The 19928-nt window shown below is 50.8% G+C and carries 16 protein-coding genes; 9 read left to right on the top strand and 7 right to left on the bottom strand.

Annotated features, from left to right (window positions below; all coding sequences use genetic code 11):
• The 3 genes from PGL02S_RS12000 to PGL02S_RS12010 form a co-directional block, all read right to left on the bottom strand.
• Complete coding sequence (locus PGL02S_RS12000) at positions 1-930, bottom strand: CAP domain-containing protein (protein ID WP_051449298.1); 930 nt, start codon at positions 928-930, stop codon at positions 1-3.
• Between the two features lie 154 nt (positions 931-1084).
• Complete coding sequence (locus PGL02S_RS12005) at positions 1085-1840, bottom strand: YheC/YheD family protein (RefSeq protein ID WP_036642879.1); 756 nt, start codon at positions 1838-1840, stop codon at positions 1085-1087.
• A gap of 81 nt (positions 1841-1921) precedes the next feature.
• On the bottom strand, positions 1922-2311 hold the full coding sequence (locus PGL02S_RS12010; protein ID WP_228030063.1) for a hypothetical protein: 390 nt from the start codon (positions 2309-2311) through the stop codon (positions 1922-1924).
• Between the two features lie 148 nt (positions 2312-2459).
• Between PGL02S_RS12010 and PGL02S_RS12015 the strand changes: the two genes are divergently transcribed.
• Entirely contained in the window at positions 2460-2822 is a 363-nt protein-coding gene (locus PGL02S_RS12015; RefSeq protein WP_006208461.1) for an MmcQ/YjbR family DNA-binding protein, read from the top strand.
• A gap of 133 nt (positions 2823-2955) precedes the next feature.
• Here PGL02S_RS12015 and PGL02S_RS12020 read toward each other — a convergent pair whose 3' ends face one another.
• Entirely contained in the window at positions 2956-4239 is a 1284-nt protein-coding gene (locus PGL02S_RS12020) for a chitinase (protein ID WP_036641000.1), read from the bottom strand.
• Positions 4240-4636: 397 nt separating this feature from the next.
• Here PGL02S_RS12020 and PGL02S_RS12025 point away from each other — a divergent pair, with 397 nt between their 5' ends.
• Positions 4637-5989 carry an MATE family efflux transporter gene (locus PGL02S_RS12025; RefSeq protein ID WP_006208464.1) on the top strand — a complete coding sequence of 451 codons (1353 nt, stop codon included), beginning with the start codon at positions 4637-4639 and terminating at the stop codon, positions 5987-5989.
• An 87-nt stretch (positions 5990-6076) separates the two neighbouring features.
• Here PGL02S_RS12025 and PGL02S_RS12030 read toward each other — a convergent pair whose 3' ends face one another.
• The gene (locus tag PGL02S_RS12030; RefSeq protein ID WP_036641005.1) at positions 6077-8698 is read right to left on the bottom strand and encodes a LuxR C-terminal-related transcriptional regulator; all 2622 of its coding nucleotides are present in this window, start codon (positions 8696-8698) and stop codon (positions 6077-6079) included.
• Between the two features lie 190 nt (positions 8699-8888).
• On the opposite strand from PGL02S_RS12030, the gene PGL02S_RS12035 reads away from it, so the two are divergent.
• The 7 genes from PGL02S_RS12035 to PGL02S_RS12065 all read left to right on the top strand — a co-directional run bounded on the left by PGL02S_RS12035 (position 8889) and on the right by PGL02S_RS12065 (position 19217).
• Positions 8889-12797: an RCC1 domain-containing protein gene (locus PGL02S_RS12035; RefSeq protein WP_036641006.1), complete on the top strand. Its 3909-nt coding sequence runs from the start codon at positions 8889-8891 to the stop codon at positions 12795-12797.
• 339 nt (positions 12798-13136) lie between these two features.
• On the top strand, positions 13137-14180 hold the full coding sequence (locus PGL02S_RS12040) for a BMP family lipoprotein (protein WP_036641008.1): 1044 nt from the start codon (positions 13137-13139) through the stop codon (positions 14178-14180).
• A 71-nt stretch (positions 14181-14251) separates the two neighbouring features.
• Positions 14252-15745: an ABC transporter ATP-binding protein gene (locus PGL02S_RS12045; RefSeq protein ID WP_036641010.1), complete on the top strand. Its 1494-nt coding sequence runs from the start codon at positions 14252-14254 to the stop codon at positions 15743-15745.
• Positions 15745-16812 (top strand): ABC transporter permease, encoded by a 1068-nt coding sequence (locus tag PGL02S_RS12050; protein WP_036641012.1) that lies wholly within the window; start codon positions 15745-15747, stop codon positions 16810-16812. Before PGL02S_RS12045 ends, PGL02S_RS12050 begins: the two co-directional genes overlap by 1 nt.
• Positions 16796-17719: an ABC transporter permease gene (locus PGL02S_RS12055; RefSeq protein WP_036641013.1), complete on the top strand. Its 924-nt coding sequence runs from the start codon at positions 16796-16798 to the stop codon at positions 17717-17719. The genes PGL02S_RS12050 and PGL02S_RS12055 overlap by 17 nt, the downstream gene beginning before the upstream one ends.
• A 90-nt stretch (positions 17720-17809) precedes the next feature.
• A complete protein-coding gene (locus tag PGL02S_RS12060; protein ID WP_036641015.1) occupies positions 17810-18484 on the top strand; it encodes a sulfite oxidase-like oxidoreductase in 675 nt (224 codons plus the stop codon).
• Between the two features lies 1 nt (position 18485).
• Positions 18486-19217, top strand: coding sequence for a nucleoside phosphorylase (locus PGL02S_RS12065; RefSeq protein WP_036641017.1), 732 nt, complete (start codon positions 18486-18488; stop codon positions 19215-19217).
• A gap of 33 nt (positions 19218-19250) precedes the next feature.
• On the opposite strand, the gene PGL02S_RS12070 is transcribed toward PGL02S_RS12065, so the two are convergent.
• On the bottom strand, positions 19251-19481 hold the full coding sequence (locus PGL02S_RS12070) for a hypothetical protein (RefSeq protein ID WP_127502866.1): 231 nt from the start codon (positions 19479-19481) through the stop codon (positions 19251-19253).
• A complete protein-coding gene (locus PGL02S_RS12075) occupies positions 19438-19908 on the bottom strand; it encodes a DinB family protein (protein ID WP_006208472.1) in 471 nt (156 codons plus the stop codon). The genes PGL02S_RS12070 and PGL02S_RS12075 overlap by 44 nt, the downstream gene beginning before the upstream one ends.
• Positions 19909-19928 lie beyond the last annotated feature (20 nt).

Below are 19928 nucleotides of genomic sequence, written 5' to 3' on the forward strand. Positions count from 1 at the left end.
TTACGATCCGCTGCCCGTTCCCGTTGTAAAAGACCAAGTGCGGCTGTGCCACGCTTGTGTGCCTTCTAACCGATATTTTACCGAAACTGTATAGGTGTGGAGTCCTCGCAATATTTCCTTGGGGAACAGGAACAGGGTGTCTCTGGATATCTCTTCGTAAAAATGAAGGAGGGCACCCTCCTCATCCGTAATGGCGGCCTCAAACTTATCGATCGGACCTGCAGCCGTCGCTGAAATGATATAGCCTGAATGTTCCACGTCAAATTGGACCAAGGGATTAGGCGTCTCAAACCCGTAAAATCCAATTCCGGTATTCTGCATACCGTCGTAAGGATAGATGGCGAGGCCGCCAGCGATGGGCGATGTTGTGCTGCCTGCCAGGTTCACGACAGCCGTGCCGCCAACGAGAGCGATCCCGATCTCCTGAAAGTTTGGACTCAGAACCATTTGACGGTGGTATGCGGTATCCAGCCAGCCCTTCATGGCGTTCAGACTGCCCTTCTGGCGAAAATGCATGACTTCGCCTGATGCATACCCCTGCTTGGAGGGGGACACATAACCTGCGGCCGCTAGTCGATCTCGGATACGGGTTCCGCGATAGCCGGGAAGCCCAGCCTTTTCGTTATGGGCGCTCAGATTGGGCGTCACCTTATTTATATTGAAGTAACGGGCATGAAGCTCAGCAGCTTCGGTGATCCGGTCATTTAAGGTGACAGCAGGCAGTCCGGCTTTAGCTCGAACCTCATTCAAGTAGGCGAGCGCTTCGTATTGATCCCGGGAATATGAAGTGAGGCTGGAAGTTTCGATTGTGCTGGCGGATAGTTCAACGTTTCCTGGCCAAGCGCCGGTTAGTGCAAGGCTTGTGATCAGCATCACAGCAGCTGCGATACGTGCAATCACAGATCCACATCGATGGGGGGGATGCAGCATGGATGGAAATTCTCCTCTCAAGCATAGTTTCAAGAGAAGGGATTCGATGGACTTCTTCATTTCTCCTGCTCGCCGTTTCCTGTATACCATTTATGTGCAAAAAAAACGCAAGCCCATCCTGCGGCTCGCGTTTTTTTAATGTGTAGATCAAATGCTACTTAAACCGCCCATACTGCTTACCGTAAGACAAGACGCGTTTGTACAAGCTTCGGTCCTTTAAATTCTTGAGCGGATACACTTGGGGGCGGGTATTAACCTCCAGAATCCAAGGTCTGCCGCTGGAATCGATGGCCACATCGAGACCCAGTTCTTTGAAACCGCGGTAATGCCGGTCAAAGTTATAACCAGTGGCAACGCCTACCTCCTTCAGCTCAGATTCTGCCTTCTGGATAAAGGCAGAATTAAATCCTGCACCACTCATCGTTTTATGGAAGGTGCCAATGCTGCCTCCCTGGTTATAATTGGTGGCTACCTTGCCCGGGCTGCCGATTTTCGTGAACAGGACGGTGCTGACCCATTTTCCCTGACTTGTCTTCTGTACCATGACCCGGATATCGAATGGCTTGCCTTTGCTTTTGGCTAACCGAATTCCTTTTTGGAGCAGATAGGGACGTTTACCGGCAAAGCGGTTCAACTCCCGATACAATTCGGAAGAACTCGAATACGTGGTTTTTTTGGTGTTAAGCTGAGTTTGGTAGCCTCCGTCGGTTTTGCGGATCCGAATAATGTTATTGCCGCCAGATCCGCCGGTTGGCTTGAAGTAGACGTTGGAATAGTCGCCCAGCATGGTGGACAGGTTTTTTTTGTTAAACGTCAGGGTGACCGGTACATATTTTCGGAAATAGGAATCTTCAAGCAACCATTGCGTTTTCTTCCATTTGCTCTTGATGGTGCTGCTTTTATATTTCATAGTTAAGAGGCTCACCTCTCTTTTTTTGTTCAGCATATGCCGAAAAAGTAGAGCGAGCCTCCACGATGGCCTTGAATCAAGCTATCTGCCTGAGAACAATTTTTTATCGAAAAACAACAAGATGATAAATAAAGCTGCTGCGACAAGCAGTATGGAAGCTGGAATGATAAAAGCCAGCAGTGTAGCCGTATTCTGCATCTGATAATACATCAACATGCCCAGGGGCATGATCCCGCCTCCCAGGAGGCTGGTCCAGAAGTGCAGTGCAGCCGTTTTTTTCATACTGAGTTTCTCCCGAAACACGTAGTAAAACATGCCGTAGGCAAACAAGGTCAACCAGCCTACCACCAGGATGTGGGCATGGCCTGCAACCATGCTGTAGCTGCCTCTTCCTGCCATATCCGCTCCGATTAAAGCGCCGATGAGTGTATAGATGGCCGCAATTCGCATCAGCCATTTGCCGTAGTTCAATATGAGATATTCCCCCTTGCATAAAGAATCAGTCTCAAGTATACAAGAGTTATATGAACGGAGCATGAACAAAATAGGATTTGGAATTGAATAGGGGAAAATCATCTACTATAATCAGGTAGATCTGTCATGAAGGAGTGAATGTTCCGTGCGAGACCCGCTTATAACCTATTGTCTTTCGAAGAAAGCTGCAGCCGAGGACTATCCGTTTGGACCGCTTCCGCTTGTGATGAAGGTCGGCGGCAAAATGTTTGCCCTGATTACGATAACGGAAGAGAAGGTCAGTCATATCTCCCTGAAATGTGATCCCGTGATCGCTGAGAATTTGCGTGAACAGCATGAAGCAGTACAACCTGGATATCACCTGAACAAGAAACATTGGAACACGGTAGCCATCGATGGCTCCCTCACGGAAGCGGATGTACACGATATGATTGATCATTCGTATGATTTGGTGTTGAAGAGCCTGCCCAAAACACAGCGTTTAGCCATCTCCCAGCGGCTGGTATGATATCATCTGAAACAGCCATAATCGCCCTCTTGGCAGAATGGATACAGATAGGGTCTGTCATCCGCTAGCCAGAGGGCGATTATTTAACATGAGTTAGCTTAGCCCGGCCCCATCCATTGCACCCGTTTCTTCATTAGAATGGTTTCATGCCTAACGTGTCTACTTTCTCTCCTGTAATATCTACGCCCATGCGGTTTGTAATGTCGCGGTAATGGCCGGCCCGCCGCTGTACCGGACTTCCTTCGGTTTCTCCAAGGTTCGCTTCCAGACCGTTCAAGACCATAACCGTTGTGCCGAAGCCCGGATCTCCCAAGCCCCTGAACTTCTCCAGCGGGGAAGGCTTCCATCTGCCGACCATGACATCATGAGCAGATGGCTTCGGGTTCTGCGGTGTCATCCAGAACAGGATAGCAGTCATGTAGCCGATTTTGCCATCGGCGGCAACGATCTCCGGATTGTCCAGAAGCACGCTTTTGTCTCCGTAAATAATAGAGCTGAACAGGCCATAGTTGAAGTTCCAGCTCAGCATGATCGGTCCGCGGCCGTAATAACGCTTGTCCGGTGTTCCGGGGTACAGCTCAGCGCTTGCCGGATCAACGAAGGCATCCTGGTTGACACCTGTCCGGCCGGCGATGTTTTCATTCCAGAACAGCCCCCAACGAAGAGGACCTCCCGGAGCGGTGGACCAGCCTCCGCCTGTCTCGTGGGACAGGTTAGCGAGGAAGGCGGCAAGTTCACGCTTGCGGTCCTTCTTGAATCCTTCCTTCAGGAACGTTCCGCCGTCAATGATAACGGTTTCAATTGTTTTGTTCCGGTTGCTGGCTGAGTTAAAATCTGCTGAACGCACCACAAGTGTTTCTACCCGGCCGTCCTTGTCCAATCTATAAATCTCTTGGGCAGAAGGCGTTCCTTGCCGCGTGCGGATCTTGATCTTCAGATTGGACACTTCCGCTACCGCATGTATGAGATTGTCGTATGAGAAATAATCCTTTTGATCGGCTTTGTAATATTCTTTGCCCTTGGCGACCTTATACCATTCCTCTGAGCCGAGCCGGTATGGGAACAGCGCTTCGAAATCTTCTTTCGAGAGGAGCGCTTTAACCGCTTCGATAGCTTTCTCCGGGGTATAATCCGGGTCGAGATCATCCCAGTTCTGAACGATTTCCTTGCGGCTGATCAGTCGGTGCTCGCCGACTGCAAGAGAGCTGCTCTGAGACTGACTGACTTGTGCAGGGGCTGAGGTGCCAGATGTGCTGGATTCGAGGCTGACGTTCAGAGTCGCGGGTGATGCTGCGGCCTGAGGTGTTTCATCGGCTGCAAAGGCATGAAGCGGCGTCATGAGGAGTGTTGCACTCAGGGCTGCAATCATACTTCGCTGGATGGTTTTGCCGGATAACGGATACTTCCACAGGGTCATACACATTCTCCTCTTTATCATTGGGATGGATTACATTGCCATCATATATACGGTATGTCGTTTTGTACATAGTCAGGAAATCCCACGAGTTTACGATCAATGAACACTTAAGATGCTGACGTGCTCAATCGGGCGGAGGGAGATGTATCGATTGGCAGGGGATTTGCTGTGGAATGAATGGGGATACCGTCGAACCACCGATACGCGGATTCATAGTGTACTCCGACTTGAAGACTAGTTTTCCATGCCAAAAACATTATAATGTTATTATGTTTTTGATCCTATTAATCTGTTATTCTATGGAAATGGTGGTGTGTTTCAATTTGTTCTGTTCATTTCCGTAGATTCATATATATTAGAGGATAATCATCTTATAGACGAAGAAGGGTTAGCTGACATGAGTTTATTTGTTCGCGAGAAGGGATTTTACAAAAGCTTTTTCTGGCTGACGCTTGTGATCGGGATGCAGAACCTGATATCAGTCGGTGTGAACTTGTCAGACAACGTCATGCTGGGAGGGTATAGTGAATCGGCTTTATCGGGTGTTGCCCTCGCAAATCAGATCCAATTCCTGCTGCACATGCTGGTTATGGGGGTATGTGAGGGGCTGGTCATCATGTCGTCCAGATTCTGGGGAGCCAAGGATTTAGGCTTGATCAAAAAAGCGGCAAGCATCGGAATGCGCATGGCCATACTCCTCAGCGTTGTGTTATGGGTGATTGTTTTCTTTTTCCCGCATGAGGTGCTGTCCTTGTTTACGAAGGAAGAGAATGTGATTGCTGCCGGCGTGGAATATTTAAAAATCATCTGTTTCTCGTATATCTTCTTTGCCATTACCAGCTCCCTGCTGGCCTCCTTGCGGAGCGTGGAGACGGTAAAAATCGGTTTCGTGGTATCCTTATCCACGCTGATCATCAACATTTGCCTGAACTATATCCTCATATACGGATATTTGGGATTTCCGGAGCTTGGTGTGGCCGGATCAGCCATTGCAACGCTGACAGCGCGAATCATTGAATGCATCATCGTCATCATTTATATTAAGCGATTTGACCGTAAAATTTGGTTGAAGCTGCAGGATTTCCTGCAGTTCGATATGGGACTCTTCAAACAGTATATCCGGGTCGGATCCCCAATCCTGATGTCCAACACGATCTGGGGCCTTGCGATGGCGGCACAGACGGCCATTCTCGGGCATATGGGGGAATCGGCCATCGCAGCAAACAGTATCGCCACAACGATCTTTCAGATGGTGACCGTCATCATATACGCTTCCGCCAGTGCAACGGCTGTAATCATTGGAAAAACGATCGGCGAAGGCAGGATGGACAAAATCATATCCTATGCCAAAACGCTGCAGATCCTGTATATCCTCCTGGGTTTAGTGACGGGAGCTGTGCTGTTTATCATCAAGGATCTCGTGCTGGGTCTATACTCCATTTCCGATGAAGCCCAAACACTCGCACTGCATTTCATGACGGTATTGTCCATCACCGTAGTCGGAACGGCCTATCAGATGCCGGCTTTGACAGGCATTGTGCGAAGCGGCGGAGACACCCGCTTTGTGCTGTACAACGATTTAATCTTTATGTGGCTCATTGTACTGCCATCTTCGGCACTGTGCGCGTTTGTGTTCAATCTGTCGCCACTCGCCATATTCATCTGTCTGAAGTCTGATCAGATCCTGAAATGCTTTGTGGCTATCGTGAAGGTCAATCGTTTCAAATGGATACGATCCTTCAGTTCGTGAGGAGATCATTTGCTGATTGATTTGCATAGACCAAAAAAGGAATCCCCGGTTCGACTGAGGGGGATTCCTTTTTTGTTACAGTCCGATTTAATCGTCCAGCAGGTTTAATGACTGGGCTCTTACCAGTGCCTGTGTACGGGAGGTAACACCGAGCTTATCGTATAATCTGGATAAATATACCCGGATCGTCCCTTCGGACAGGCCGAGTGCAGCGGCCATCTGCTTGTTGGCAGCACCTTGCAGAATAAGCCGCAGTAAATTCTTCTCATTTCGATTCAGCTGTTCTGGTAGAGCCGATTGAGACGAGGTAATATGGGGGGTATCTGCCTTGACATGATTGGGAAAATATTCCATAAGCATTCTCGCATAATGATGTGTCTGAATGAGCCCCATATCCACGTCCTCTTCTTGCGCTGGGTGGGAAGTATAACGCATCAACAGTTGATACATGTCCTCTCCTTCGTCAAGGAAGGTGCGGACATAACCGTTCTGTGCACCTAAACGCAGTGCTTCACGAAGAAGTTGAAGAGACTGCTTGCGTTGACCACGCTGGTACTCCAGCAAGGCTTGCAGGCATGTGATTTCCATGATGCTGGATATTTGCAACTCACGCTCTGCCTGGGGCTTTAACAGCTCCAGAAGGTGCAGCGCCTCAGTTTCTTTGCGCTGTTTGCCTAACAGGCGGACAAGCGCCAAATATTCAGGTTCCCGGCTGTAGGTCGGTCGATCTTTGATTGAAATGGGGAGAACGGCGAGTTCTTTTCGGGCATCGGTTATACGTCCTTCCCGAACATAAATCAAGCTGCGCACGGTTCTCAGTGAAGATAGCCACGAGCTCTCTTTTCTGCAGCTGGCTGCGTCCCATGCTTCATCCAAAACATGATGGGCAAGATGAAGTTTACCCTCGGCAGCATACAGTCTTGCTTCGGTAATATGCAGAGGTATGAACAAACCCATTGTTTTTTGGGAAGGAGGGGCTTTTCGGAGCTGCATCAGCAGCTGGCGACATTCCGCTAGGCGATTCCACTCATAGTAACCTTCACATAATGACATCTTTACATATAAATTCATGAGCGAATGATCCCAGCCATGGGCTTCCAGTACCCCGGTAAACAAATGCGCAATCCTTTCTGTATCCGCGGAAAGAGCGCCCTTCATACCAAGCGAGGTGCGCCTTACGTAAGGCTCCTGCCGATTATAATCAAACTGATAGTAGATCGGATTGTCGGGCGTAAGATTGTCAAGGATGCCCTCACTGAAAGCAAACCATTCGGCAAAATCCCCGTTCAAAAAAACAAGATTGGACCGCACAAACAGCATGCTGCTTCGGAGCTGCTCTCGTCGGCTAGATGATGGGAGGTTGCTGCACGCTTCCTCGATGTTCGCGAGCATACGCTCAGAACGTTCAAGATCCCCCATCAGAACGACAACAAAGGTATGCAATAATGACGTTTCCAGCGTGACTGGGAAGCTTGTCGGGACGCGATCAAACCATTGCTGCAAGGTGGTAAGCTCCCCTCGCTCAAGCACGGTTTGCGCATGCTGCTCCAGCAAGCCCACCGCAGACTCGATATCCTGCGCTGCAAACATATGGTCGATGGCTTCATCTGTGGAGCCGATGGAGGCGTAATATTGGCCTGCGAGTCGATGACGTTTAACATATTCCCCGTCACACTCACGCTGCAGCAGGTTCTGCAAAAATTGCGAGAACAGATGATGATAGCGAAACCAGGTATGTTGTTCATCCAGTGGCACAAGGAACAGATTCTGCTTCCGCAATTCTTCCAGCATAGATCGGCTGTTATCCGAATCGGTTACGGCATCGCATACTTGGACGTTCAATCGGGAAAGGACGGCGGTCTGGAGCAGAAAGCGAAACACCTCGGAAGGCAATTTCCCCACCACTTCCTGAAATAAATAACTCGAGACATGAAATTGATCGCCTTTGATCTCCTCCATGAAAGGTTCTAACCTGCAACCTGAGCGAAGGGAAAGAGCAACGAGCTGTAGCCCGGTAATCCAGCCCTCGGTTCGGTCCAGCAATGTTTTCAATTGCATCGAATTTGGCTTGGGATAGCTGCTGTCCGAGGCATGGCGGAAAAAGCGCTTTGTCTCATCGGAGGTGAATTGCAGCTGATCCGTTCCGATGTGGTTGATCTTGTGATCAGCCCACCGCTTAACGGTGGAGAACGGCAGATCCGTACGGGATGAAATCAATAAATGAATATGCCCAGGGAGGTAATCAATCAAGTACGAAAGCCCTTCATGGATTGGCGTATAGTAAATGCTGTGCAAATCTTCCAGAATGAGATGAAGAGTTTCATTCCACTCATACAAGTCGCTGATCAGCGTATCCAGATAAGCTGTAATCGAGACGCCGGGCAGCATTTGCGTATGGTTCATAAGCCGTTCCCCTTGCTGCTCTGGAAGAACCGAAGCAATGGAGGCCGTAACGTACCTCCAAAAGCGGACGGGATCGTTATCTCGTTCATCCAGTGACACCCAGGCGCACCGTTCGCTTACTGCATGAGCCCACTGCGCCAGAAGCGTGGATTTGCCATATCCGGCCGGCGCGATAACGGTGGTCAGATGTCCTTGCTGGCCGGCCGTCATATTATTCAGCAGCCGATCTCGGGGAACCAGGTGCTCCCTGAGTCCGGGAATGGTGATTTTCATTTTTAGAATAGGTGAATTGATCGGTGGATTCATAGGATACCCTCGCAATATACGAACTCTTTTATTAGGGAATTGAGTCGAGATAACTAGATTATATGAAAAAAATGATGAAAAGTTAACGTTTGTCAATCGTTTCGCTTCCATTTATTTGATAGCATACTTGGTGCCGAGGTCCCACTTGAGAGTATGGCTGATAGGTGCCGATTAAATGAAGGAGGAGATTATGAGAAGACGTTCAGGAAAAATCCTGCTATGTATAGCACTGCTGCTGATGCAGTTGAACCTGATGCATGGGTCCCCACCAGCTTTTGCAGCTGCATCTGCTGCAGCTCCAAAGCTGGTTGCCGGGTACTATCATACGGCTTCGCTCGTTAGCAGCGGTGATGTGTATGTATGGGGGCAGGGTGACAGAGGGCAGATAGGGGATGCTGCATGGAATGCCCGGAATACACCGGTGCAGGCAAGAGGTTTGAATGATGTAATGGATATTCACACCGGAGTTCGCAGTACCATGGCGCTCCGGAGCGATGGGACGGTATGGACTTGGGGATCGAATGAGAATGGGCAGCTCGGGATCGGAACGACAGCGGATAAGAATGTTCCGACGCCAGTAAGCGGGTTAAGCGGAATAAAGGCAATCTCGGGAGGCCTGGGCTATCACAGCATGGCTCTCACGGAGAACGGGACAGTGTGGACTTGGGGAAAAAATGACAACGGTGAGCTCGGAAACGGAACGACAGTCCAACAAAACTCGCCGGTCCTTGTTATCGGATTAAGCGATGTTACAGCGATTGCAGCGGGAGGGTACTACAGTCTTGCGTTAAAATCGGATGGCACCGTATGGGCATGGGGAGCGAATGGAAACGGCGAGTTGGGTGATGGCACGATTGTTGATAAGCATACTCCGGTTCAGGTTTCCGGCTTGACCGATGTCATTGCCATCACGGCAGGAGGTTCCCATAGCTTAGCCATTAAACAGGATGGAACGGTATGGGCATGGGGAATCAATATGTATGGCACGCTTGGGGATGGTACCCGGACGAATCGAACCATTCCGGTGAAAGTCAGAAACCTCCAACATATTAAGGCAATAGCCGGGGGCGGGCACCACAGCCTGGCGCTAGACCAAGAGGGCAACGTATGGGGCTGGGGGGACAACAGTCGGGGACAGCTTGGCCTAGGTCATAACTCTTCCAGGACAACTCCGGAACAACTAACGGGCATCGAACATGTTCTTGATATTGCGGGGGGTGGCTTTCATAGCGCAGCCTTAAAAAAGGACGGCAGAGTTTGGGGATGGGGTCTGAACAGCTCGGGTCAAATCGGAGATGGGACAAGGAACGACAGAAATGCACCTGCATTAACAAAGGCCGTGCTGGATACAACGGCGCCGGATACAGGCAGGGGAATGTTAAGTCCTTATCTTATAACGGTGGATTCCATCGGGATCGAGTGGCTAGGAGCCTCGGATAATTTAACCGAGCAGGATGAATTGCAGTATTTATTATATGCATCCCACAGTCCGAATATCGGAACTGTCAGCCAAATCGAGCGGAATGGAATACCGATAGGGAGTTATGCCGCTGGTCAGCTCAAAGTAGTGGCAGACCGTCTTAACGAAGGTTCGGACTATTATTTTAACGTAATTGTGAAGGACGCTGTAGGGAATAAAAGCGCCTACAATATGCTGAAGGTTGCCACGAAATGGCCGCAAATATATACACTAACCTACGATGGCAACGAAAACATGGCAGGGAATGTTCCGATAAGCGGAGAGCTGTTTGCCAGAGGAGACGAAGCTGACATACAGGATAATACTGGTCAGCTGACGAAGGACGGTTATTCGTTTGATGGTTGGAATACGCAGGCTGACGGAAACGGAATCGATTATCCTGTCGGCAGCAAGCTCGTATTTGGTACAGAGAACATCAGGCTCTATGCCAAATGGAATAAGAATCCCGATCCTGTGAAACTTGAGGCCGTGTCGTATGCACCGGCTCATCAATCTGCAGGGGTTGAGATGAATGAAACCTTGACGGTTACATTCAATGAAGAAGTAACGGCGGTATCCGGTAGATCGATTCTGCTTAGAGACACCTCTGATCAGCATATTACAGAACGTATCGATGTTGGCGATACGGACAGGGTTTCGGTTATTGGAAACACGGTGGTCATCAATCCGTTGACTGAATTCGATTATGGCAGAAGTTATTACGTCGAGATTGAGCCAGGGGCTTTTACAGGCAGCCACTCGGGAAGGAGTTATGGGGGGATTCAAGGAGAGGATACATGGAGCTTCACGGCCAAGGAGCTGACAACTCCGGTGTACGATACCACGCTGCAAGAATTAACGCTGAATTCTTCCGTGGAAGCAGTGAATTTGAGCCCTGCGTTTAGCAGATTTCACAATGACTACACGGCTCAGGTAGGCAACAAGACAGATCGCCTCACGGTGACTGCACTGGTCTATGATGCCAGCGTCATGGTAACGGCGAGTGTTTATGGAGAAACTGGAGGATTGGAAGCAGGGCCGATCGATATCATCTCCGGTCAAGAGAGCCCGGATATCCCTCTTGCCGTAGGGAACAGCCGGATCGAACTTGCCGTGACGGCACCTTCGGGTCAACATCATAAATACGTTATACATGTAACGCGCGCACCTTCCTCGGGAGGAGGGACTACACCCGAGGAGCCTGGTGGCGGGGGTACACCTATCGAACCTGGTGAAGGAGGCGGTCCGGGAACTCCGGGGGGAGGTTCATCACCGGGAAGCACAGGATCAGGGGCTGCTTCCACAGGTTCATCCGTTCCTGTTGAATCTAACCGAGTGAATGTCAGGGTTACACTGAACAATAAAATTCAGGAAGGGATGGTTACAGGCTTGTTCCATGAGGCAGAAGGACATACCGTCGTATCGATGAAGCTGGATACGGCCAAGCTGGAAGCCCGTTTAAAGACTGTGGAATACAATCCGGTGATCATCATCGCTCTTGCACAACCAGCGGATCATATCTCCCTGGAATTAAGCGGAACGGCAATGGACCAGCTTAAAGCTAAGCAGGGAGCGATTGAAATCCGTTCATCTCTAGGAACCTTCCATCTTCCTGCTGAGGAGGTATCTTCAACCCGCTGGAGAGCTCCGAGGGGATTTGACAGAACACTTGCAGCTGATCAAATCTTGGTTTATGTAACGATAGCGGCCAGCGATGCTGCGAAATTAAGGTTTATTCAACAGACTGCTGAGCAAGCTGGCACTAGACTTGTCGGTTCCCCTGTTGATTTTGACATAACTGCTACAGCCAATGATTTTCCCTTGCGGTTAGAGCAGCATAAGCAATATATGGAGCATCGGATTTCTTTGCCGTTAGGGATGCAGAATCCTATAACAACGGCTGTTAGGGTGAGTGAACGTGGAGAATTTATCCCTATTCCGACAAGATTGGAAATGAAGAAGGATGGAAGTCTTGAGGTCGTTCTGCACAGTTTCGTAACTGGAACGTTTGCCTTCATATTCAATGAAATCCGTTTCGCTGATGTTCAGCATCATTGGTCCGGTGATGCGGTGAATGACCTTGCCTCGCGCATGATCCTTAACGGACGGGGGAGCGGCAAGGACACCACGAGCATGGATCAGACTGAAGTGGTCGTACAGTCCTTCGCCCCGAATGCCCAAGTAAGCCGTGCGGAGTTTGCAGCCATGATGGTGAGAGCACTCGGTTTGCAGGAGGGGCAGGAGCTTTCCGCCTTTAAGGATGTCAGCTCAGACGCCTGGTATAGCGGTGTGCTTGCATTAGCTTCACGATATGACCTGCTTCAAGGATATGAGGACGGAAGTTTCCGTCCGGATCAAGCCATCACACGTCAGGAGGCTATGGTGGTGATGGCGAGGGTTATGGAGTTGACTGGTTTAAATCGTGTTGTGGATGAAAACGAAGCCGTATTCGTTCTGTCATCATATCAGGATCATGACGAACTATCCGCAAGAGTAAAGCCAGCAGCTGCTGCACTAGTGAAACAAGGGATTGTGCAAGGAGATGCCGCAAGGTTAATGCCATTGCAGAAGTTGTCCCGGGGTGAAGCGGCGGTGATGCTGCAGCGGTTACTGAAGGCGGCAGGGTTGATTGATGGATAGGCTGGAATTTCATGTTTGAAGGGGATGCCGTGAGGCGTCCTTTTTTCTGTCCCTATGGATTTTTGTGTGCAGCATCGTATAACATGACATAATTAGAAAATATTGCGTTTTCATCTGGAATTTCCGCCAGAAAGTGTTGATCAAATGTTGGCAATTTCCGAACATTATCGACATTTGGATAAGGTAATGTTCTGTGATATACGCAGTTTTCCACCAAATTTTTGCTAAAAAACACATTAAACTACATAAAACGCTAAAATTTTTGTTTTGACATCTGCTTGTCTATACCATAGGATAATAGTATAAAAAGTGCTCAACTTAGGAGGATAAGGTCAGGAAATGAAAAAGACATGGTCAATTCTATTAACACTCGTATTATCCGTTGGATTGCTTGCAGCTTGCGGCAACGATGATAAGTCTACTGACACTGGTGCAGCGAATGGCGGTTCAGAAGGATCTCAAGATAAGAAACGCATTGCACTTGTACTTCCTGAGAAGATCGGCGTTAATCCTTTCTTTGCATTAATGGATGAAGGATTGAAAAAAGCAGCTGCCGATTTCAACGTTGAAGTGAAGACGATTGAATCGACTGACCCGGCCTCGATCGAGCAAAACCTGCGTACGGCCGTTGCCGAGAAATATGATCTGATCATTACTTCTACCTTCCAGATGGAAGATGCACTGAAGAAGGTTGCACCGGAGAATCCGGACGTGCCTTTCGCCATTATCGATACAGTGGTAGATTTGCCGAATGTCCGCAGCGTTGTATTCCGTGAACATGAAGCAGCTTATCTGCTGGGTGCAGCAGCTGGACTGGCTACGAAGACAAACAAGGTTGGCAACGTGGTTGCAGACGACATTCCTATTATGCATAAATATATGACCGGCTTTGCCGAAGGCGCAAAATCGGTAAACCCTAACGTTGAAATATTTGTTAACTATGTCGGCGGATTTACAGACCCGGCTAAAGCGAAGGAACTTGCACTCCTCCAGAATTCCAAGGGTGCCGATTTCGTTGCTGGCCTCTCTGCTGTCGGTGACCTCGGCGTGTTTGAAGCCGCAAAGGAAAAAGGCTTCTACGCTTCTGGTCAAGATACGGATAACACGGGCACGGATCCTGAGCACGTTGTGCTTGCTCAATTGAAAGGCACAGACGCTGTTGTGTACGAAACAGTTAAGGACTTCTCGGAAGGCAACTACTCATTCGACATTCGTGACTATGGCCTGAAAGAAGGCGGCGTAGGTCTCACTTACGTTACCCATGAGAGCAAAACACCGCTCAATCCATTCATTGGACAAGACATCGTGGACCAGCTCAAGGTGATTTCCGACGATATTATCGCCGGAAAGATTAAAGTAACCAACGCATTGGAACAAAATTAATTCTCACCTGGACCGGCTGCCACATGAGCAGTCGGTCTTTCATTCAGAAGCGAAAGGAAGGCATAACTTCGATGCTACTCCAGATGGACAATATTACGAAAAAGTATGGCGAGTTTAGCGCAAACCGCGGCATTGATTTTTCGCTGCGTGCGGGTGAGGTTCATGCGATTGTCGGGGAGAATGGTGCAGGCAAAACAACGCTGATGCGGATATTGTACGGGATGGAGCAGCCAACCTCGGGTACGATTCGGCTGAATGGCAAGGAAGTTTCGTTTGCAAGCCCGGAGGGTGCGATTCGTGGCGGCATCGGCATGGTTCACCAGCACTTTATGCTGTTTCCTACGTTTACAATTGCCGAGAATATCGTGATTGGCAATGAGCCGGGCTCCGGTGCCAGGTTTGACCGCAAGCAAGCGGTGAAAACGGTGGATGGGCTCTGTGAGCAATACGGAATGAAGGTTGATCCGCACGCAATCGTGAGCAGCAGTGCACCGGGTGTACAGCAGCGGGTTGAAATATTGAAGGTGCTGTATCAAGGTGCCGAAATCATTATTCTGGATGAGCCGACAGGCGTGCTGACGCCGCTTGAGGTGCAGGAACTCCTAGAGGCCATTAAACAGCTCTCTAAACAGGGCAAAAGCTTTATTCTGATTAGCCACAAGCTGAATGAAGTTCTGGATGTGGCTGACCGGATTACGGTGCTCCGCGACGGTGCGGTTACCGGCGTTGTGGAGAAGGGAAACACGGATGCCCGTCAGCTCTCCCGCCTTATGGTAGGCCGCGAGTTAGCGGAGCTGGATAAGAAAACGATAACGCCGGGTGAGAAGGTGCTTGAGGTATCGGAGGTCTCGATTCGCGGAACGAAAGGGAAGCCGGTGCTGGATGGCGTGAATATACAAGTCCGGGCAGGCGAGGTTGTCGGGGTTGCCGGCATTTCCGGCAACGGTCAGTCTGAGCTGCTACAGGTGATTTCCGGCCTGGCTCAGCCCGACAGCGGCCGGATAGCCGTATCGGGCAAGGATGTTACCGGTATGTCTACGCGTGAGATAAGAGAGCATGGGTTAGCCCACATTCCGGAGGATCGTTATGTATGGGGAGCTAACCGTACGGCAACCGTGATGGATACCGGACTTATGGGTCACCATCGCCGTTTGCAGAAGGGCGGCTTCCTTAAACTGAAGGACATCCGCTCGCTTGTTTCCGGTTGGGTTCAGAAGTTCTCCATCAAGACGGGGTCTCTGGAGACAAGCACCCAGTATTTATCCGGCGGCAATCTGCAGAAGCTGATTGTTGCCCGGGAACTTGAGCAGGGAACCCCGTTCCTAATCGCTGCCGAACCGACGCGCGGCGTTGATATCGGCGCCATGGAGACCATTCATGGTGAACTGCTCAAGCGGCGTGAAGAGGGGACAGGTATTCTGCTGGTATCTTCTGAATTAACGGAAATTTTGAAGCTGTCCGATCGGGTTCTGGTTATGTTTGAAGGTCGGATTGCAGGTGAGTTGTCAGCGAAGGAAGCGACAGAAGAGAAATTGGGACTGCTGATGGCGGGAGGAACCTTGTAATGAATAAATGGACAAAATTGACGCTTCCGCTGCTTCAGCCGATTGCGGCGATCATGGTAGGTTTGCTCGCGGGGGCGATTGCCATCATGATTGCCGGAGGCGACATTCTGGAGACCTATGCAGAGATGTGGAAGGGCGCCTTCGGCGGCATGTATTTCTTCACGAATACGCTATCCCGGGCGACACCGATCATCCTGATTGGTCTGGGTGCGGCATTTGCATTCCGCGCCGGATTTTTTAACCTGGGTGCTGAAGGACAGATGGTGTTTGGTGCGCTTTCCGCCGCATTGGTCGGTTTATATATGCCGGGACCCGGCTGGCTGGTGTGCATCGTTGCCATCATTGCAGGTATCGTTGCGGGTGGTCTGTGGTCGGTGATGGCCGGATATTTTGACGCCAGATTCCGGGTTAACCTGCTGATCTCCACGCTGCTGCTGAATTATGTGGCTGTACTGTTTGCGGGTTATCTGGTTGCCTATCCGCTGAAGGACCGTTCAGGTTCTGCTGCGATGGCACAGTCCGAAATGCTGGACAACAGTGTCTGGCTGCCGAAGCTGATCTCCGGCATGCCGCTGCACGTAGGGTTTGTGCTGGCTGTGCTTGCCGCGTTAATTATATTCGTATTATTGAAGCGTTCCGTGATCGGATACGAGGTCCGGATGCTTGGCGGCAATCCATTGTTTGCCCTGTTCGGCGGGGTTAAGCGTGGTCCCATGATGCTTGGCGCGATGTTCTTCAGCGGCGGCTTGGCTGGTCTTGGCGGCGCTGTTGAAATACTGGGCTCTCAGTATCGTTATATTGATGGCGCATTATCCACGGCTGACTATGCCTGGACGGGCATTATGGCTGCATTGTTGGCAGGGTCGCATCCGATCGGCACGCTGATTGCATCGATTTTTTTGGCCGCATTGCAGACAGGCGGCATGGGCGTCGAACGAAATACGGAAGTGCCGCTTGAAGTGGGAGCTATTATACAAGCCGTGCTGATTCTGTTTATTTCCGCCCGATTCACATACAGCTTCCTGAAGCGCAGAAAGGGGAACAAATCCGATGGAACAGCTGTTTGATCTTGCATTAATCAACTCGGCCCTGCGTGTGCTTACTCCGATCCTGCTTGCAGCCCTCGGCGGTGCCCTGTGTTCGCGCGTCGGATTGTTCAATGTCGGTCTGGAAGGCTTTATGCTGTTGGGTGCTTTTTCCGCCGTGGTGGGGAATTACTTTTTCGGTAATGTCTTTTATGCGATTTTGTTCGCGATTGCGATCGTCTCGATATTTTCCTTTATATTTGCCTATCTCAGCATCAATCTGCAGGCCAACGTCATTGTGGTTGGTATCGCGATGAATGCCTTGGCTGCCGGATTGACGACATTTAGCTTACGGGCTATTTTTGACGTAAAAGGCGCATTTTATGATAATACGATGGTGGGACTGCCGAAATGGAACATACCGATTATCGAGGATATTCCGGTGCTGGGTCCGATACTGGCTGGTCTGACACCTCTTGTATATCTGTCCTTTTTGATTGCGGGCTTGATGTGGTATTATTTCTATCGCACAAAGAGCGGCTTCCGTTTCCTGGCTGCAGGTGAGAATCCGCTCGCTGCCAAAAGCGTGGGAATCCGCGTAAGACGTTATCAGTATGGCGCCGTGCTGGCCAGCGGCGTGTTATGTGCGCTTGCAGGCGCGCAGCTGTCTCTTGGACAGGTGACGATGTTTACGGAAGGCATGACGGCCGGGCGCGGCTTTATTGCGCTGGTGGCAACGATGCTGGGCCAATCGGGTCCGCTTGGCGTTACGGCGGCAAGCCTGCTGTTCGGCTTTATGGATGCACTGAGCATCCGGTTCCAGGGCCTCGCACTGCCTACACATTTCACGCAGATGCTGCCTTATGTCGTCACGATTCTGGCCATGTTCTTCTTTAAGAATAAAAGCTTCCAGCAGGATGCACTGAAGCAGGGCTCAAGCTCCAGATAGGCGCATACGCCGCGCCGCGATAACCGGAAATTGAGTCCTCCAGACGTTAAGCGGTTGTGGATACGATCCAGCATAGAGGAGATGAACTTGGTGCACAAAAAAGCAGAACGTTTGAAAAAAATGAAGCCGGTGGCAGCTAATAACCTGACGGATGAACAGCGTGCCAAACTGCCGCCGGGGCAGACGCTGACCGAAAAGTTTCCTATCCTGCATGAAGGGGACGTTCCTCGCTACGACATGTCGGAATGGAGACTCAAGGTATTCGGCGAGGTCGAAGAGGAACTGACGTTTACTTATGAAGATTTAATGGCCATGCCAACGGTAACAGTGAACACCGATATTCACTGTGTTACGCGTTGGTCCAAATTCGATACGGTTTGGGAAGGAATCCTGTTCCGGGATTTCCTCGCGGGCCTCAATGTGAAGCCGGAAGCCAAATACGTCATGTTTCATGCCGATCCCGATTACGATACGAATGTGCCGATCGAGGATCTGCTTATGGACAATGTGATGCTCGCCTACCGCTTCAATGGCGAGCCGCTGACGGACAAGCATGGCTGGCCGCTTCGCACGGTCGTACCGCATCGTTATTTCTGGAAGAGCGCGAAGTGGCTGCGCGGCATCGAGTTTATGAAGGAAGACCGCCCGGGCTTCTGGGAACGCAATGGCTTCCATAACGAAGCGGATCCGTTTAAGGAAGAGCGGTTCAGCGGCGAAGCACTGGATATACCTGAAGATGAATGGACACATAAGGAGTTTGACTAATATGTTGATGCCTATTTTGCAAGTGAACTCAGAGGATATACCTGAATTTGTGATCGTCTGCGGTGATCCGAAACGTGCGGAGACGATTTCCCGTAAGCTCACAGGTGCGCGCGAGCTGGCATTCAGCCGCGAGTACCGCACTTTTGTGGGGAGCTACGAAGGCGTTGAGCTGGCGGTTACCAGCCACGGCGTTGGATGTCCGGGAGCTGCGGTTTGTTTCGAGGAGCTGATCCGCGCTGGCGCGAAGACACTCATTCGCGTGGGCACCGCCGGATCCTACCGGGCGGATACCCCTGCGGGAAGCCTTGTGGTCAGCACCGCTGCGATCCGTACGGACGGGCTGACGAAGCAGCTGGTGCCGGACGGCTTCCCTGCAGTCGCGGACAGCCAGGTTGCGGAGGCGCTGTACGAAACAGCGCTTGCGATCGGCGAAGGCGTGGTGCGCAAGGGAATTACGGTCACGCTGGACGTGTTCTTTAACGGCGTTGAAGAAGTGCCGCACCAGAAATATAAAGCGGCCGGGGCACTGGGTGTAGAGATGGAAATTGCGGCATTGTATGTCGTTGCAGCCATCCGCGGCGTTCGTGCTGGCGCAATCGTGGCGATGGACGGCTTTGCCGATGCCGATCTGGCGGCCGAGTACGATCCGAACACCAACGTAGTTGCCGACGCAGTGGAATGCGAGATTAACACGGCCTTGCAAGCTGTGGTGAAGCTGGCGAAGCAAGGGTAGTGGGTAAGATAAAAGCCGATTTCCCGAGAGAGCTTAGGGAAATCGGCTTTTTATTTGTGCGTGAGGGCAGGCGGCCCGGGCGCCTGCGGCCCGTGCAAGTCCCAAATAGGGACTTGCAGCCCCAAGCCCGGCGCCTGCAGCCCCAAGCCCGGCGCCTGCAGCCCCAAGCCCGGCGCCTGCAGCCCCAAGCCCGGCGCCTCCAGCCCAAACCCCGCGGCCGTTACTGTTTTGCCGGCTGCACAGTGAAGAAAGGGACCTTCGCAACGCCTGCGGCCCGTGCATAAGTAAACAGCTGCCCCTTATGGTGGATTTCATGGTCCACCATGCTGCCCAGCCATACTGATCCAGGGGCTGCAAATCCGTTAAAGTCGAGCGGTTTCTCCAGCTCCGCATCCGACAACTCCGCATAAGCGGCTGTTGTAGCATCGGTTGAAGCTTGGACGATATTTCTAATGTCCTCAATCGTTTCGAACTGGGTAGAGATAGAAGGTGGAGAGAAGGTGCCATTTTTGATAGACAGCAGGAACATCTCGGAGGAGGCGGCAATGTGAACAGCCAATGCACCCAAAGTGTAGGCATCCTGCCAAGGTTTATAATCTAAATGCTCAGTGTGTACATCCTCCAGCAGTTGATTGAGTACCGTGCGATGCTTGCGCCACCGTTCGAATTGTTGCTGACCTTCATGACTCATGATTTAACCTCCTTGATCGA

The sequence above is a fragment of the Paenibacillus glucanolyticus NBRC 15330 genome, from assembly GCF_004000885.1.
Lineage (GTDB): Bacteria > Bacillota > Bacilli > Paenibacillales > Paenibacillaceae > Paenibacillus_AQ > Paenibacillus_AQ glucanolyticus.